This window comes from Pectobacterium aroidearum, from assembly GCF_041228105.1.
GTDB classification, from domain to species: domain Bacteria; phylum Pseudomonadota; class Gammaproteobacteria; order Enterobacterales; family Enterobacteriaceae; genus Pectobacterium; species Pectobacterium aroidearum.
Window position 1 is genome coordinate 2,232,442 of the sequence record NZ_CP166097.1, and the last position, 14,687, is coordinate 2,247,128.

The 14,687-nt window shown below is 49.4% G+C and carries 16 protein-coding genes; 10 read left to right on the forward strand and 6 right to left on the reverse strand.

Annotated features, from left to right (window positions below; translation table 11 throughout):
- Nucleotides 1-194: 194 nt before the first annotated feature.
- The gene (purR, locus tag AB8809_RS10330; RefSeq protein ID WP_015840601.1) at nt 195-1,220 is read right to left on the reverse strand and encodes an HTH-type transcriptional repressor PurR; all 1,026 of its coding nucleotides are present in this window, start codon (nt 1,218-1,220) and stop codon (nt 195-197) included.
- A gap of 406 nt (nt 1,221-1,626) precedes the next feature.
- On the opposite strand from purR, the gene AB8809_RS10335 reads away from it, so the two are divergent.
- Nucleotides 1,627-1,716 carry a YnhF family membrane protein gene (locus tag AB8809_RS10335; protein WP_129706256.1) on the forward strand — a complete coding sequence of 30 codons (90 nt, stop codon included), beginning with the start codon at nt 1,627-1,629 and terminating at the stop codon, nt 1,714-1,716.
- A gap of 95 nt (nt 1,717-1,811) precedes the next feature.
- On the opposite strand, the gene AB8809_RS10340 is transcribed toward AB8809_RS10335, so the two are convergent.
- On the reverse strand, nt 1,812-2,663 hold the full coding sequence (locus AB8809_RS10340) for an NlpC/P60 family protein (RefSeq protein ID WP_349856048.1): 852 nt from the start codon (nt 2,661-2,663) through the stop codon (nt 1,812-1,814).
- A 341-nt stretch (nt 2,664-3,004) separates the two neighbouring features.
- Between AB8809_RS10340 and AB8809_RS10345 the strand changes: the two genes are divergently transcribed.
- Nucleotides 3,005-3,355, forward strand: a complete 351-nt coding sequence (locus AB8809_RS10345) for a Grx4 family monothiol glutaredoxin (RefSeq protein ID WP_015840599.1) — start codon at nt 3,005-3,007, stop codon at nt 3,353-3,355.
- Between the two features lie 113 nt (nt 3,356-3,468).
- Here the strand turns inward: AB8809_RS10345 and rnt are convergent, their stop codons facing one another.
- Both rnt and gloA read right to left on the reverse strand, forming a co-directional pair.
- Nucleotides 3,469-4,140 (reverse strand): ribonuclease T, encoded by a 672-nt coding sequence (rnt, locus tag AB8809_RS10350; RefSeq protein ID WP_015840598.1) that lies wholly within the window; start codon nt 4,138-4,140, stop codon nt 3,469-3,471.
- Nucleotides 4,141-4,286: 146 nt separating this feature from the next.
- Nucleotides 4,287-4,694 (reverse strand): lactoylglutathione lyase, encoded by a 408-nt coding sequence (gloA, locus tag AB8809_RS10355; RefSeq protein WP_180742737.1) that lies wholly within the window; start codon nt 4,692-4,694, stop codon nt 4,287-4,289.
- A gap of 288 nt (nt 4,695-4,982) precedes the next feature.
- Between gloA and AB8809_RS10360 the strand changes: the two genes are divergently transcribed.
- Together AB8809_RS10360 and slyA are read left to right on the forward strand one after the other, a co-directional pair.
- Nucleotides 4,983-5,222 (forward strand): DUF1289 domain-containing protein, encoded by a 240-nt coding sequence (locus AB8809_RS10360; RefSeq protein ID WP_015840596.1) that lies wholly within the window; start codon nt 4,983-4,985, stop codon nt 5,220-5,222.
- A gap of 227 nt (nt 5,223-5,449) precedes the next feature.
- Complete coding sequence (slyA, locus tag AB8809_RS10365) at nt 5,450-5,887, forward strand: transcriptional regulator SlyA (protein WP_015840595.1); 438 nt, start codon at nt 5,450-5,452, stop codon at nt 5,885-5,887.
- Nucleotides 5,888-6,018: 131 nt separating this feature from the next.
- Here slyA and AB8809_RS10370 read toward each other — a convergent pair whose 3' ends face one another.
- Entirely contained in the window at nt 6,019-6,486 is a 468-nt protein-coding gene (locus tag AB8809_RS10370) for a glycine zipper 2TM domain-containing protein (RefSeq protein ID WP_015840594.1), read from the reverse strand.
- Between the two features lie 349 nt (nt 6,487-6,835).
- On the opposite strand from AB8809_RS10370, the gene anmK reads away from it, so the two are divergent.
- From anmK to pdxY, 5 genes are all read left to right on the forward strand, one after another.
- Nucleotides 6,836-7,948: an anhydro-N-acetylmuramic acid kinase gene (gene anmK / locus AB8809_RS10375; RefSeq protein WP_015840593.1), complete on the forward strand. Its 1,113-nt coding sequence runs from the start codon at nt 6,836-6,838 to the stop codon at nt 7,946-7,948.
- Nucleotides 7,949-8,045: 97 nt separating this feature from the next.
- The gene (locus tag AB8809_RS10380; RefSeq protein ID WP_336710137.1) at nt 8,046-8,363 is read left to right on the forward strand and encodes an MliC family protein; all 318 of its coding nucleotides are present in this window, start codon (nt 8,046-8,048) and stop codon (nt 8,361-8,363) included.
- 106 nt (nt 8,364-8,469) lie between these two features.
- Nucleotides 8,470-9,153 (forward strand): pyridoxamine 5'-phosphate oxidase, encoded by a 684-nt coding sequence (gene pdxH, locus AB8809_RS10385; protein WP_349856264.1) that lies wholly within the window; start codon nt 8,470-8,472, stop codon nt 9,151-9,153.
- Between the two features lie 236 nt (nt 9,154-9,389).
- On the forward strand, nt 9,390-10,667 hold the full coding sequence (tyrS, locus tag AB8809_RS10390; RefSeq protein ID WP_349856047.1) for a tyrosine--tRNA ligase: 1,278 nt from the start codon (nt 9,390-9,392) through the stop codon (nt 10,665-10,667).
- 84 nt (nt 10,668-10,751) lie between these two features.
- A complete protein-coding gene (gene pdxY, locus AB8809_RS10395) occupies nt 10,752-11,612 on the forward strand; it encodes a pyridoxal kinase PdxY (protein WP_015840589.1) in 861 nt (286 codons plus the stop codon).
- A gap of 54 nt (nt 11,613-11,666) precedes the next feature.
- Here pdxY and gstA read toward each other — a convergent pair whose 3' ends face one another.
- Nucleotides 11,667-12,275: a glutathione transferase GstA gene (gene gstA / locus AB8809_RS10400; RefSeq protein ID WP_015840588.1), complete on the reverse strand. Its 609-nt coding sequence runs from the start codon at nt 12,273-12,275 to the stop codon at nt 11,667-11,669.
- 918 nt (nt 12,276-13,193) lie between these two features.
- On the opposite strand from gstA, the gene AB8809_RS10405 reads away from it, so the two are divergent.
- Nucleotides 13,194-14,498 carry a dicarboxylate/amino acid:cation symporter gene (locus tag AB8809_RS10405; RefSeq protein WP_015840587.1) on the forward strand — a complete coding sequence of 435 codons (1,305 nt, stop codon included), beginning with the start codon at nt 13,194-13,196 and terminating at the stop codon, nt 14,496-14,498.
- The last annotated feature ends 189 nt before the right edge of the window (nt 14,499-14,687 follow it).

Genomic DNA, 14,687 nt, shown 5'->3' on the forward strand with positions numbered 1-14,687 from the left:
TCCTTAACTTTATGTAAAAGTATCGTAAAACACCTGGACAGCACTTATCGCAGCCGACGTAATCGGCTGTCACCAGAGGAAATGAAACGCGATAGTAGATTTATAACTGCTTCAGCCAGCATACAAGAAAATGGGCTGAAGCAGAGAGGAAAGCGAACAGGAATAGAAAAATCGTTTGGACGGTATTGCTGCCGTTAGCGGCGATAGTCGAGGTAAGGGCCGTCTGCAACCGAGCGGCGCTCAATCAGCGTCGGGTGCACTTCGATGACGTGCGCATCTTCCCGCTTGCTGGTAATGCGATCCAGCAACATCGCGAAAGCAGACTGCCCCAGACGCTCTTTCGGCTGATGGATGGTCGTCAGTGCCGGCGTAAAGAAACGCGCGTGGCGCACGTTGTCATAACCGATCACCGAAATATCCTGCGGCACGCGCAGACCTAATTCATCTGCCGCACAGATCGCGCCCATCGCCATGATATCGCCACCGCAGAATACGGCCGTTGGCCGCTGTTTCTGCGCGAGAATTTGATGCATCGCTTTATAACCGGACTCCGGCTCGAAATCGCCCTGAACAACCCACTCTTCACGCACGGTGATGTCGGCTTCCTTTAACGCTTTTAAGAAGCCGAGGTAGCGTCCGCTGCCGGTGTTACGTTCTTGAATACCAGGGATAGCACCGATATCCCGATGACCACGTTCGATCAGGTAGCGACCGGCCATATAACCGCCTTCAAAGGCGTTATCGATAATCGTATCGGTAAAATCGCTGTGCATCTGCCCCCAGTCCATCACGACCATCGGAATGCTGCGATAATCTTTCAGCATCGCCAACAGTTCAGGTGGATATTCGGCGCACATGACCAGCAGGCCGTCGACGCGTTTTTGCGCCAGCATGGAGAGATAGGCGCGCTGTTTACCGATGTCGTTATGCGAATTACACAGCACCAGCGTGTAACCCTTGGCGTAGCAGCTGTTTTCGACAGCTTCAATGATTTCGGCGAAGTAGGGCGCTTCGCTGGATGTGGCCAGCAAACCGATAGATTTGGTGTGATTAACTTTGAGGCTGCGGGCGACGGCGCTGGGCGAATAGTGCAATTCTTTGATTGCCGCCCTGACGGCTGCCTTGGTCTCTTCGGCGACGAAACGTGTTTTATTGATCACGTGCGATACGGTTGTGGTGGAAACGCCAGCACGTTTTGCCACATCTTTAATCGTTGCCATCTAAAAATGACTCCTGAACTTACCTGTTACAGACGTAAGTATATTGTTAATCGTTTGCCTACGTTTAATGTTCTTCTTCTAAGCTAAAAAACAGGATTTCAGAAGGAGAATGCCGAATGTTATACCGAAGGGATCTGGGTTGACGTTTTTCGACTGATACGCAGCGCTTTCATAAACAGCGGATTGTGTCCGATTTATCATGAAAGTGAAAGGGGTAATTTATACTATTAGTGATGCATACGTCCGAGATTTTTCACTAGAATTATGAAAGAATCGTAATAACCCTATTATTTGTAGATTTAACTGCCTAAATGGGTTCGGCTGTGAATCGCGGTGTCTTTATTTCAGATAGCGCTTTCAGGTGAAATTTTCAGCTAAAATTTGTTCGCTAATAAAGGAGTGGTTTATGGATACAGATCTGAAGATGTCTTTGCTGACAACCGTTGGCTCGTTGGCTGTCATCATCACGTTTAGTTTTATTGCGGTGCTGAATTAACCGAACGATGCTCTGCACAGGCTAGGTATTCAGACACGTTGATGCTACATAAAACGTGTCTGAATCATTTCCATTCGATGTAGGTTGTCTGTCTCTTAACGAATTGTCTGCGGTGTGACCACGCGACGCGCGCCCACGTAGTGCTCCTGCCAGTAATCTTCACTCAGCTTGCTGATACGAATATCTGAACCTGTACGCGGCGACTGAATAAATTTCCCTTCTCCCAGATAAACTCCGACGTGATCGGCTGCGCCACGATTATTGATGCGGAAGAACACCAAATCGCCGCTTTCCAGTTCGCTCTTTTTAATCGGAGCGGCATCACGCAGATGATACATTTCGTTAGCGGTGCGCGGAATTTGGATTTTAACGACATCTTTGTACGCGTAATAGACCAGCCCGCTGCAGTCGAATCCAGTAAAGGGTGATGAACCGCCCCAGTGATAAGGCTTACCTATCTGGCTCATCAACTTATTCATTGCTGTCGTTTTGGCATGCTGATAACGCTTTTTATGTGCCGCGCTCAGCGCCATTCCTTTTTCCGTGGGTGACGGGTTTTTATCTACCTTTCCCTTGAGCACTGTCTTTTTCAGCCCGGTTTTGACTCTGACCTGCGCGGTCGTCTGCTTCTCTTCTTCAGGCTTCAGCTTTTTGAGGTTTTTTTTCACTAGCGCGGGCGTGCTGCTTTGCGTCCGGGATGGCTTTTTCTCTGTTGATTTGTTCGCGCTACGGGGCTTGGTTTTCGTTCTGGCGGCGGTAGGTTCTGGTTTTTTGCTTTTGATCGGTGTCGGTGATTTAGCATTACCCTTTGTTTGGCGGCTTTTCTTGTTGGTTTCTTCAACGGCGCTTTTCTTCGGCGCAGAATGCGGGGTATGCGGCGCAGCCTGAACGACGTTCAGGGATAGATTACTGAAAAATAATATAAAAAGAGTAATAAATAAGCGCATAATAAAAGTGACCGAACATAATCCTTAACTCGCTCAATCCGCACAGTATTCCTGAAAACGGCGTCATAAAAAAGTGGGCATGACCGCTTTATTCATACAGAATAGTGAAAAAACGTTAATAGTTGTTTTTTCGATTGATTTATCAACGCATTCTGGTGTTGATTTCATCAATGGCGAATAACTTGCAGGGAAAATACCCTTACAAAAAATGGCGTTTTTTTGTGGCTAGTGGCATCGGTACAATATCACTGAGTCAATGTCGCTGTCGTGGTACCTCTGACGGCGGCTCATGGCTAGCGTTTTGGACGTTAGCCATCCTATAGGTTTAAGGAAGCAAGAAGATGACGACACCGACAATTGAAAAAATTCAGCGCCAAATTGCTGAAAACCCGATTTTGCTGTACATGAAAGGCTCCCCGAAATTGCCAAGCTGTGGTTTTTCCGCACAGACCGTTCAGGCGTTGTCTGCATGTGGCGAGCGTTTTGCGTATGTTGATATTTTACAGAACCCGGATATCCGCGCTGAGCTTCCGAAGTACGCGAACTGGCCGACATTCCCGCAGCTGTGGGTTGATGGTGAGTTGATTGGCGGTTGTGATATCGTGGTTGAAATGTTTCAGCGTGGCGAACTGCAACCGCTGATCAAAGAAACGGCAGACAAATACAAATCGCAGCAGGCCGATCAAGAGTAATACTTTCTTTTGGCGTAATGACGATGCGTAATGTTGTTACGATGCGAGCGTAAATCCTCTTCCAGCGGGTGCCTCATGGCACCCGTTTTTTGTTCTCTGGATTTCCCATTTTTTCAGTCTTCGGCTGATACGTCTTCCAGCGAATTTTCTTCCAGCGCAATCGGCCAGCCGCCCAGGCGTTTCCAGCGATTAACCAACTCGCAGAACAGTAATGCCGTCTGGTTGGTGTCATACAGCGCGGAGTGTGCCTGACTGGAGTCAAACGCAATCCCTGCGGTAATACAGGCCTTAGCTAGTACGGTTTGGCCTAACACCAACCCGCTGAGTGCCGCGGTATCGAAGGTAGCGAAAGGGTGGAACGGGTTACGTTTCAGGCTACAGCGCTCCGCTGCTGCCATCATGAAACTATGATCGAATGTGGCGTTATGCGCCACGATAATGGCACGATTACAGTTTTGCTCCTTGATCCCTTTTCGCACGACTTTGAAAATTTCATGCAGTGCATCATATTCGCTCACTGCACCGCGTAGCGGGTTTGTGGGGTCAATACCGTTAAATGCTAGCGCGGCGGGTTCGAGGATCGCGCCTTCGAATGGCTCAACATGAAAATGTAGCGTTTCATCTGGCTGCAACCAACCGTCTTGATCCATTTTTAATGTTACCGCCGCAACTTCCAGCAAGGCATCGGTTTTCGCATTGAATCCGGCAGTTTCAACATCAATCACTACCGGGTAAAACCCACGAAAACGACCGCTCAGGGCGTTCAGATCACTTTTATCAGCCATTTGTCTCTTAATTGTTAGCAAAACGCAGCGCGCATTATTGCAAATTTTGGCCGGAGATGCAGCATGCCGTTGCCGTTCAAACGACGGTGATGGCAGAAGAAGGGGGGAGAACAGGTGCTGCTGCAGCACCTGTATAAAGCGAGATATTAGTGGCCGATGCCGTTACCCGCGTGGGCATTTTCGATCAATTCGATTTTATAACCGTCTGGATCTTCAATGAACGCGATGACGGTGGTGCCGCCTTTGACCGGACCGGCTTCGCGCGTGACATTGCCACCTGCTTTGCGGATACGCTCACAGGTTGCGGCAACATCGTCGACGCCCAGTGCGATGTGACCATAGGCGTTGCCCAGATCATAACTGTCGACGCCCCAGTTGTAGGTCAGTTCAATAACCGCACCTTCGCTCTCTTCGGTATAACCGACGAAAGCCAGCGTGTATTTGTATTCGGTATTTTCGCTGGTGCGCAGCACGCGCATTCCCAGAACCTGAGTATAGAAATCGATAGAACGTTGTAAATCGCCAACACGCAGCATGGTGTGAAGTAAACGCATAGTGTCCTCGTTAAAAAGTGCAACAAAAGGGAAGTATAGCGTTGTGGCTCTGTCGAGTCCAAGCTGTTGGGATGATGCTAAAAATGCGACACGATGGTGAGGTTTGTGTTAAAACGTACTAACAGGAGGGGCAAATAGCGCGTTGGAGCACTTTTAGATCGCTTGACGTGTAAAAAAATCGTCAGTTATTACAATGGTTATCTAATTATTTTCATTATGACTGTCTGTTTTGGCTTGCCAGCGGTAAAGAACAGGGCTTCAATAAATAGAGTTGTAGCAGGAGGTGTTGTGCCAGAGCAACTTGAACTCTTTGTTGTCCCTAATCCATGCCGTGGTATTTGTCAGGCGGATGAAGGCGGGTATTGTCGCGGTTGCTTTCGCAGTCGTAATGAACGCTTTAGTTGGGGCCAAATGAGTGATGCGCAGAAACAGGATGTGCTGCGTTTGTGTCGGCAGAGAATGAAACGCTCACAGCGTTCAGAGAAAACCGATACGCCAGCAGAATCCCGTCAGCCATCGTTGTTTTAAGTCATCTTGTCTTAGATGATCTATTTACGTGAAATTTTGTTTAAGCAACGCAGGAGCGTTCGATTGAATAAAATAAGCCTGAGATCATTTTTAGAAGACTTTTATTTGATAGAATCCATTTCACGATGGTTCTATTTTTACAACAATAAAGTCGTTTCTTATTTTATAAATCAGAGTTGATTGCAATCCAGGGATATAACTTAGCGTGCTAACAATAAGGAGAGGTGATGGAATTGCCATTAGGATCTGATTTAGCCCGTCTGGTGCGCGTGTGGCGTGCGCTGGTCGATCATCGATTAAAACCACTTGAACTGACCCAGACGCATTGGGTTACGCTGCATAACATATACCATCTACCCCCTGGTCAGTCGCAGATTCAGCTGGCCAAAGCGATAGGTATTGAGCAACCCTCGTTAGTCCGAACATTGGATCAGCTTGAGGAAAAAGGGTTAATCACTCGCCACGTTTGTGCGCACGATCGTCGGGCAAAACGTATTATGCTGACCGAATCAGCAGAGCCGATTATACAGGCAGTCAATGGCGTAATTAGCCATACACGTAATGAAGTATTATTTGGAATTACGCCGGAGCAGGTTGATGAATTAGCGCTGCTGGTTGCGCGCCTTGAGAAAAATATATTGGCATTACATGAAAATCAAGCGTAGCTAAATTTGGGTTACGCAGAGGGAGAATTAAATCCCGGCAATATTACCGGTATCTGTTATTGGTTGTTTATTCCGGGAGTTGATTATTCGTTGTGACGCTCGCCACAGACAGTGGCGAGCGTCACACAGCATCAGCGTGGAGAAACGGTGATACTGCGGCCATTGCTGGCCATAGCAACGCGTTGACCTGCGCTGAATTTCGTATCGCCTTGTTTCTGTACCACCATAATGGTACTACCGTCATCACGACGAATTTCCAGTTCTACACCTTGCGTGCGGTTCAGTGCACCTGTGGCGCTTTGACCCGCTACACCGCCGGCGACTGCGCCAGCTGCTGTTGCCAGACTACGACCGGAACCGCCGCCGATAGTGTTACCCAGGAAACCACCCAATACGGCACCACCCAGTGCGCCGATCACGTTAGAATCTTCTCCCGCCTGAATCTGAACCGGGCGCGTAGAAACAATCGTACCGTAGGTAACGGTCTGTACCTGTTTAGCTTCGGATGCACTGTAAACATCACCTGAAAGCGTACTGGTATTAGCACAACCAGCCAGCGTGATACCTGCAAGGGTAACCACAAGTAAACGCTTCATCATAATTCAAACTCCTTAATCGCGAATATGTCGGGCTGGCACAGCCGCGGCCGACGCAGTGTTATACCAATAAATTATGGTCTGGCTCAGTGTAGCATGCCACTCTTTTTACTCTTTTTTTCAGAATATAATAGTGCGCTTAAATTTCGTATAAACAGAGAAGTAAATAGCACGAGAAGTGGTTTTTTTTGTAGCAAATATTATCAAAAACCCACATTTGGTTAAAACCTAGCCCGTGTGGCAAAAACGCAAAAAATTTAATAATTCAGCGTGTTAACGTGCTACTTTTATTCTCGATATAACGGTTGTTATCGGTGTTCTCTTTTTATCCCACAGGGGCAAAGGCTACATAATGAGATCAGGCAGATATATTGGCGTAATGTCCGGCACCAGTCTGGATGGTGTGGATGTTGTGCTAGCCGCGATTGACGAACATACGGTTGCTCAGCAGGCCAGCTACTGTCACCCGATACCGCAGGACATCAAAATGGCGATCCTGGGGATGTGTCAGGGGCAGGCGGTGACACTGTCGGCGCTGGGGCAGTTGGATACGCGTCTGGGGATCTTGTTTGCCGAAGCGGTGCTGACGCTGCTTAAAGAAACGGAGTTGAGAGCTCAGGATATTACGGCGATTGGCTGTCACGGGCAGACGGTCTGGCATGAGCCCACGGGCGATGCGCCCTGCACGTTGCAGATCGGTGATAATAACCGTGTCGCCGCATTGACGGGTATTACCACCGTGGGAGATTTTCGCCGCCGCGATTTGGCTTACGGTGGTCAAGGTGCACCGCTGGTGCCATCGTTCCACCATGCGTTGCTGCTACATCCTGTCGAACGGCGTATCGTGCTCAATATTGGAGGTATCGCCAATCTGTCGCTGTTGGTGCCGGGTGCGCCCGTGCGCGGTTACGATACCGGTCCCGGAAATATGCTGCTGGATGCCTGGATTTGGCGGCATTGTGCACAACCGTATGATAAAGACGCCATGTGGGCGATGAGCGGGCAAGTGAATCCGCTGTTGCTTCGTCGGATGTTGACCGACCCGTATTTTGCGTTACGGGCGCCCAAAAGCACTGGACGCGAGTATTTCAACCTGAGCTGGCTGGAGAGAATGCTGGCTGGCCTGCCGCCGATGGCACCGCAGGATGTTCAGGCAACGCTGGTTGAGTTAACCGCGATGAGCATCGCCGAACAGGTGCTGTTGGTCGGCGGATGTGAACGTTTACTGGTTTGTGGCGGTGGAGCGCGTAATCCGCTCATCATGACGCGTCTCTCGGCTTTGCTGCCGGGCATCGAAGTCAGCACGACGGATGAATGTGGCGTAAGCGGTGATGACATGGAAGCGCTGGCATTTGCCTGGCTAGCTTCACGCACGCTGTCGGGACTGTCTGGCAATCTGCCTTCCGTCACGGGAGCGAGTCAGGAAACGGTATTAGGCGCGATTTATCCGGTCAACGCGGATTAATCGGATTTTGCCGAGAGGTTCATGTTTATCCTCTTGTTAAACTTCAGTATGCGGCCGTGTCAGTTGCCGCCATCGACAAGAATGACAGGAGAAAAAAATGAAACGATTGCTGACAGGGACAGCGCTGATTCTGCTGAGCGGATGCAGCTATTTCGGTCATAAACAAACGGTTGAAACGCTGCATTATCAATGCGGCACCATGCCGCTCACGGTGACACTACAGCAGGGCGGTGAAACGCCTTCGCAGGTGAGTTTCCTGCTAGATGGCGAACGTCTCGCTCTCCCTCAGGTGGTGTCCGCTTCTGGCGTCAGATACAGCAATGGCACCTACACATTCTGGAGCAAAGGCGATCGTGCATTTATCCAACGTGGTGAACGGGTTATCGTGGATGACTGCATACTGGCACCGATGTAACTACGCCGCACGGTTGCGGTGTTACTGCTGATTGCGATTTTTCGGGTACGGGAGCAAAATGGGATTTTCGCCCGCTTCTGGCCCGACATTGCGACAGCAGGATATTATGACTCAGGAACGCACGCCCTCTGACAGTACTCCTCTTCTTCAATCCGCCGATATTGCCGACATCCGCCGTGAATACACGCGTGGTGGGCTTCGTCGTAGCGATCTTCCCGCTAACCCGCTGGATTTATTTGAACGCTGGCTGAAGCAGGCCTGTGACGCGAAACTGGCCGATCCTACCGCAATGTCCGTCGCGACCGTTGATGAGCACGGGCAACCTTACCAGCGCATCGTTCTGCTTAAGCACTATGACGAGAAAGGCATGGTGTTTTATACCAATATGGGTAGTCGCAAAGCCCGTCATCTGGAAAACAACCCACGTATCAGCCTATTGTTCCCTTGGCATATGTTGGAACGACAGGTGATGGTTCTGGGTCGCGTAGAGAAGCTCCCCACGCTTGAGGTGCTGAAATATTTCCACAGTCGCCCGAAAGACAGTCAGATTGGCGCGTGGGTATCCAAGCAGTCCAGCCGGATTTCAGCGCGCGGTGTGTTGGAAAGCAAATTTTTGGAATTGAAGCAAAAATTCCAGAATGGCGAGGTGCCTTTGCCGAGCTTCTGGGGAGGCTTCCGCGTCGTTATCGATTCTGTCGAATTTTGGCAGGGCGGAGAACACCGCTTGCACGATCGATTTTTCTACCAGCGACAGGAAGAAGGCTGGCAGATTAATCGTTTAGCGCCTTAATCGCGAAATATCCGTGTTAAACGCTGGCGCTCCTATCATCAGCACTTTATTCTATGAAGTTTCGCGTTGACTGGGCATTGCGCGGCGATATGGCGTTCGTAGCCTATTGCGTAAGGTAATGCGACAGCGAAATCATCATGCGGCGGCAGGCAGGTATGCTGCGCATTTCTCACGGCGTTGTGCGTCACCCAAAGAAGGGACGTAACAGCCTGTTTTTTATAAAAATGGAGTTATCGATGGCGAGTAGTAACCTGATTAAACAATTGCAAGAGCGGGGCTTGATTGCCCAGGTGACGGATGAGGGTGCGTTAGCAGAGCGGCTGGCGCAAGGGCCAATTGCACTGTATTGCGGCTTTGATCCCACCGCTGACAGCTTGCATTTGGGGCATCTGGTGCCACTGCTTTGCCTGAAACGCTTCCAACTGGCTGGCCACAAACCGGTGGCACTGGTAGGCGGCGCCACGGGGCTGATCGGTGACCCAAGTTTTAAAGCGACAGAACGTAAGCTGAACACGGCCGACACCGTGGGTGAATGGGTAGAGAAAATCCGTCGTCAGGTTTCTCCATTCCTGGATTTTGACTGCGGCAAAAACAGCGCGATTGCAGCCAATAACTACGATTGGTTTGGCGGTATGAACGTGCTGGATTTCCTGCGTGACATCGGCAAACATTTCTCCGTTAATCAGATGATTAACAAAGAAGCCGTCAAACAGCGTTTAAACCGTGATGACGTGGGCATTTCCTTCACCGAGTTTTCTTACAACCTGTTGCAGGGATATGACTTTGCCTCGCTGAACAAGCAGCATGACGTCGAGCTGCAAATTGGTGGTTCTGACCAGTGGGGCAACATCACGTCCGGCATCGATTTGACACGCCGTATGAACCAGAAACAGGTTTACGGTTTGACCGTGCCATTGATCACCAAATCGGATGGGACGAAATTCGGTAAAACGGAAGGCGGCGCGATCTGGTTGGATGCCAGCAAGACCAGCCCTTACAAATTCTACCAATTCTGGATCAACACGGCAGATGCCGATGTGTACCGTTTCCTGAAATTCTTCACATTCATGAGCCTCGAAGACATCGACGCGCTGGAAGAAGAAGACAAAAACAGCGGTAAGGCTCCGCGTGCGCAGTATGTGCTGGCAGAAGAAGTGACCCGTATGGTGCATGGCGAAGCGGGTCTGGAAGCCGCTCGTCGTATTACACAAAGTCTGTTCTCTGGCGCGTTGCAGGATATGACGCAGGACGATTTTGCCCAACTGGCGCAGGATGGTATGCCGATTATCGAACTGGAAAACGGCGCCGATTTGCAACAGGCGTTGGTGAGTGCCGAACTGGTGCCGTCACGCGGTCAGGCTCGTACGATGATCTCCTCGAATGCGGTAACCATTAACGGCGAAAAACAGGCCGATCCTGAATACACCTTCAGCGCGCCTGACCGTCTGTTTGATCGCTATACCTTACTGCGCCGTGGTAAAAAGCACTACTGCCTGATCTGCTGGAAAGCATAAGCATTACCGATAAGGGAGCGCCAGCTCCCTTTCTTCTTGTAAGTTGAGGCGCGCAGGCGCTGGCAAGGATTTGAGTCGTATCTAATGAAAAATATACTTTCCATCCAATCCCATGTCGTTTTTGGTCATGCCGGTAACAGCGCGGCAGAGTTTCCGATGCGTCGGATGGGCGCAAACGTTTGGCCGTTGAATACGGTGCAATTCTCGAATCATACCCAATACGGCCACTGGACGGGGTGTGTGATGCCTGCCAGCCACCTGACCGAAGTGGTGCAGGGGATTGCGAATATTGACAAACTGAAGACCTGTAATGCTGTACTGAGCGGTTATATCGGTTCAGCGGAGCAAGGTGAACATATTCTGGGGATTGTGCGGCAGGTAAAAGCGGCTAATCCTGATGCGCTGTACTTCTGCGATCCGGTGATGGGTACGCCAGAGAAAGGCTGCATCGTCGCGCCCGGCGTGTCTGATTTTCATTGTCAGCAGTCGCTGCTAGCGGCCGATATTATCGCGCCGAACCTGCCTGAACTGGAACTGCTGGGTGGCCGTACCGTGCATAACGTGGCGGAAGCTGTGGCAACCGCGCGCGCCTTGTGTGAAAAAGGACCAAAAATCGTTCTGGTTAAGCACCTTAGCCGAGCCGCCGCGCGTGAAGACAGTTTTGAAATGCTGTTGGTTACGCCGACGGATGCCTGGCATATCAGCCGACCGCTGGTGGAATTTGAGCGTCAACCTGTCGGCGTGGGCGATTTAACCAGTGGATTACTGCTGGTGAACTTGCTTAAAGGCGTGGCGTTGGATAAAGCGCTGGAGCACACCACGGCGGCTGTTTATGAAGTCATGCTGGTGACGAAAGAGATGAATGAATATGAGCTGCAACTGGTTGCCGCTCAGGATGGGATTGCCAATCCGCGTCATCATTTCCAGGCGGTTCGTCTGTCGTAAAACGTATAACGCCCCGAATGTCGGGGCGTTATGGCGTGTTATCCTTTCAACCTTTCAACCTTTCAACCTTTCAACCTTAAGCGCGGTCGCGACGGAAGGACGTTCGGCAATATGGTCGAGGTAAGCCGCCAGCGCAGGGTAGCGGAACATATCCAGTTTTAGCGACTGTGCCCAGCGCATCACGGTAAACAGATACGCATCGGCGATACTGAAACGGTTGGCGACTAAATAATTCTGCTCACTTAACACCAAATTGATATAACGGAATTTGACCTGCAAATATTCCATTAGCAGCTCTTTATACGTCTCCGGCGTACCAGGACGGAAGATCGGTGTAAACGTTTTGTGCAGTTCAGCAGAAATGTAATTCAGCCATTCGAGAGTATGGTAGCGCGCCATGCTGCCGGTGGGGGCGATAAGGTTACAGTGCGGAACCAGATCGGCAATGTACTCAGCGATGGCGACACCCTCCGTCAGGATAGAACCATCATCTAGCTCTAACGCTGGCACCATCCCTTTTGGGTTGATGAACGTATAGTCGGTTCCACGCTCTGTTTTTTTCGTGCGCAGATTAACCTTCTCCAGCTTGAACTCCAGTTTGGATTCGATCAAAACGATGTGTGTAAAAAGAGAACTGCTTTCAGCTTGATAAAACAGTTTCATGAAAACCCCTTTCTATTATTATTTTTCCATCAACACATGCGCTGATGATTGTTGAATAGCTACATGTCGTTTTTTTACAACAAAACGTAACGGGAGAGTGTGAGGCCTCTTGCAAAATACTCCTTATGTATGATTATTGCATGAAATTTGGGCGATTTTGACGGTGCAACGTCAAATTTTTATACGTCATTTCGAGGCCGTCTTGCTGGTTTTGGCACGAAGGTGAGTAAAGCCGTGCCGCACGTGACGTATGCCATCTTTGGCTGGGGAAGATTCACCTGCGTTACGGTTTGTTAGGGGGCTTCAGGGTGAGCCTGATCGCGACAGGCAGGGTGAAGAGGCGATAACGCAGGGAACGCGCTAAATAAAATGGCACAGTGGGTTTTTGAAGCACATGCGGTTAAATCAGCGGCATGAGTGATGTTTTTCTGCGCATGACTTATAGATGTTAATTAATTATTACTAAATCTGTTGATAAGAAAAATTTCATTAGTGACAGGTTTCGTATTTTTCATGGTACCGTCAATTTAAGTTATTTCCCCAAGGCGAGTGCCTCATGGATATTTAAAAATGAAAATAGGAGGGGGTATGAAGGGACGTCGTTTATTGTCATGCCGATTAAATTACCCCTTTATTTGTTGCATGTAACAAAAGAGGAGTAGCTATGTTGAATGATTTTCGTGAAAAGAGCGTGAAATTAGCGAGTCATGAGGTTTCCAATTATCCCCTCGCGTTGTTGAAATGTTTCTATTAATGATGAAGAGTCAATAACATTCCCAGTTATTCTTGTATCAAGATACAGACAATATTACGACCAAGAACAGGATGAACTGTAAGGTGATTGCGATGATGTATCGAACGGTGAATTCTTACTAATAATGCGTATTGTCTGGTGCTATTTATTACCATGAGGTTACTATGAAAAAGAACAGCTTATTGTTTTTTATCGCCTTGGCTATTGTTCTCGGAATTATTGTTGGCGGGATTTGTCATTCTTTATTAACTGAGCAGCAAGCTAAAGAAGTCGTCTCCTACTTTAATTTAGTGACCGATGTTTTTCTTCGTCTGATAAAGATGATTATTGCACCATTGGTATTCGCCACATTGGTATCTGGTCTTGCCAGTATGGGGAATTCTTCTTCCGTCGGCCGAATAGGCCTGAAGGCTATGGTGTGGTTTATTTGTTCTTCAATGGTTTCCCTTTTTATTGGCATGTTATTGGCAAATATCTTCGAGCCCGGTGTTGGCATGAACCTCGCCATTCCCAGTACGCCAATAGCGGTAGATACTGGCGTAAGTACCGGTGGATTTACGCTGAAAAGCTTCATTGCCCATATATTTCCACGCAGCATCGTCGAGGCGATGGCGAATAATGAAATATTGCAGATCCTGGTGTTCTCGATGTTTTTTGGTTCTGCACTGGCTTTTGTGAAAGGCCAAAACAAGCATGCGGTTACCATGGAATCGATGGTCGAGGAACTGGCGAAAGTGATGTTTCGGGTGACGGACTATGTCATGCGATTAGCGCCTTTGGCCGTATTTTCCTCGCTGGCGTCTTCTATTACGACCGAAGGTCTGGGGCTTCTGCTCGACTTTGGCAAGGTCATCGGTGAGTTTTACCTTGGGTTGGCGCTGCTATGGGGGCTTATGTTCGGTGCCGGTGCGCTGTTCCTCGGCAAGAAAGCAACCTGGGGGTTGATCAAACTGTTGCGTGAACCCAGTATGCTGGCTTTTGCCACCGCCAGCAGCGAAGCGGCCTATCCAAAAACAATGGAAGCGCTGAGCGAGTTCGGCGTTCCTAAAAAAATCACCAGCTTTGTACTCCCATTGGGGTATTCCTTTAACCTTGTCGGCTCCATGATATATCAGGCGTTTGCCATTCTGTTTATCGCGCAGGCTTACAATATTCACCTCAGTTTGACGCAGCAGACGCTGATTCTGCTGACGTTGATGATTACCAGTAAAGGTATGGCGGGCGTAGCACGTGCGGCGGTGGTGGTGGTGGCGGCGACATTGCCGATGTTCAGCTTACCCGAAGCCGGCATTTTACTGATTATTGGTATCGACCAGTTTCTGGATATGGGCCGCACGGCGACCAATGTGATTGGTAACGGCATGGCGACCGCGGTTGTTGCCAAGCTGGAACGCAACCACGATCTGGAAGAACCCGAGCATGAGCATTCCGAGGAAGAAGCCCCTGTGATGGCAACCGGGAATGTCTAAATCCAGTTCAGGTTAATACGCAGAGAAAGACGGCATCCGAGCCGTCTTTCTTTTTTGCCTTCGCTATCCTCTCCACGCCACCCTTACCACTGTTTTCTACCATTTTCACTTTCCTCTTTGCGCTTGTTCCGCGCTGCTGCTTTTCAATAGTTAGCGGCTATTGCTGCATTCATATCGTGTTGTTGCAAA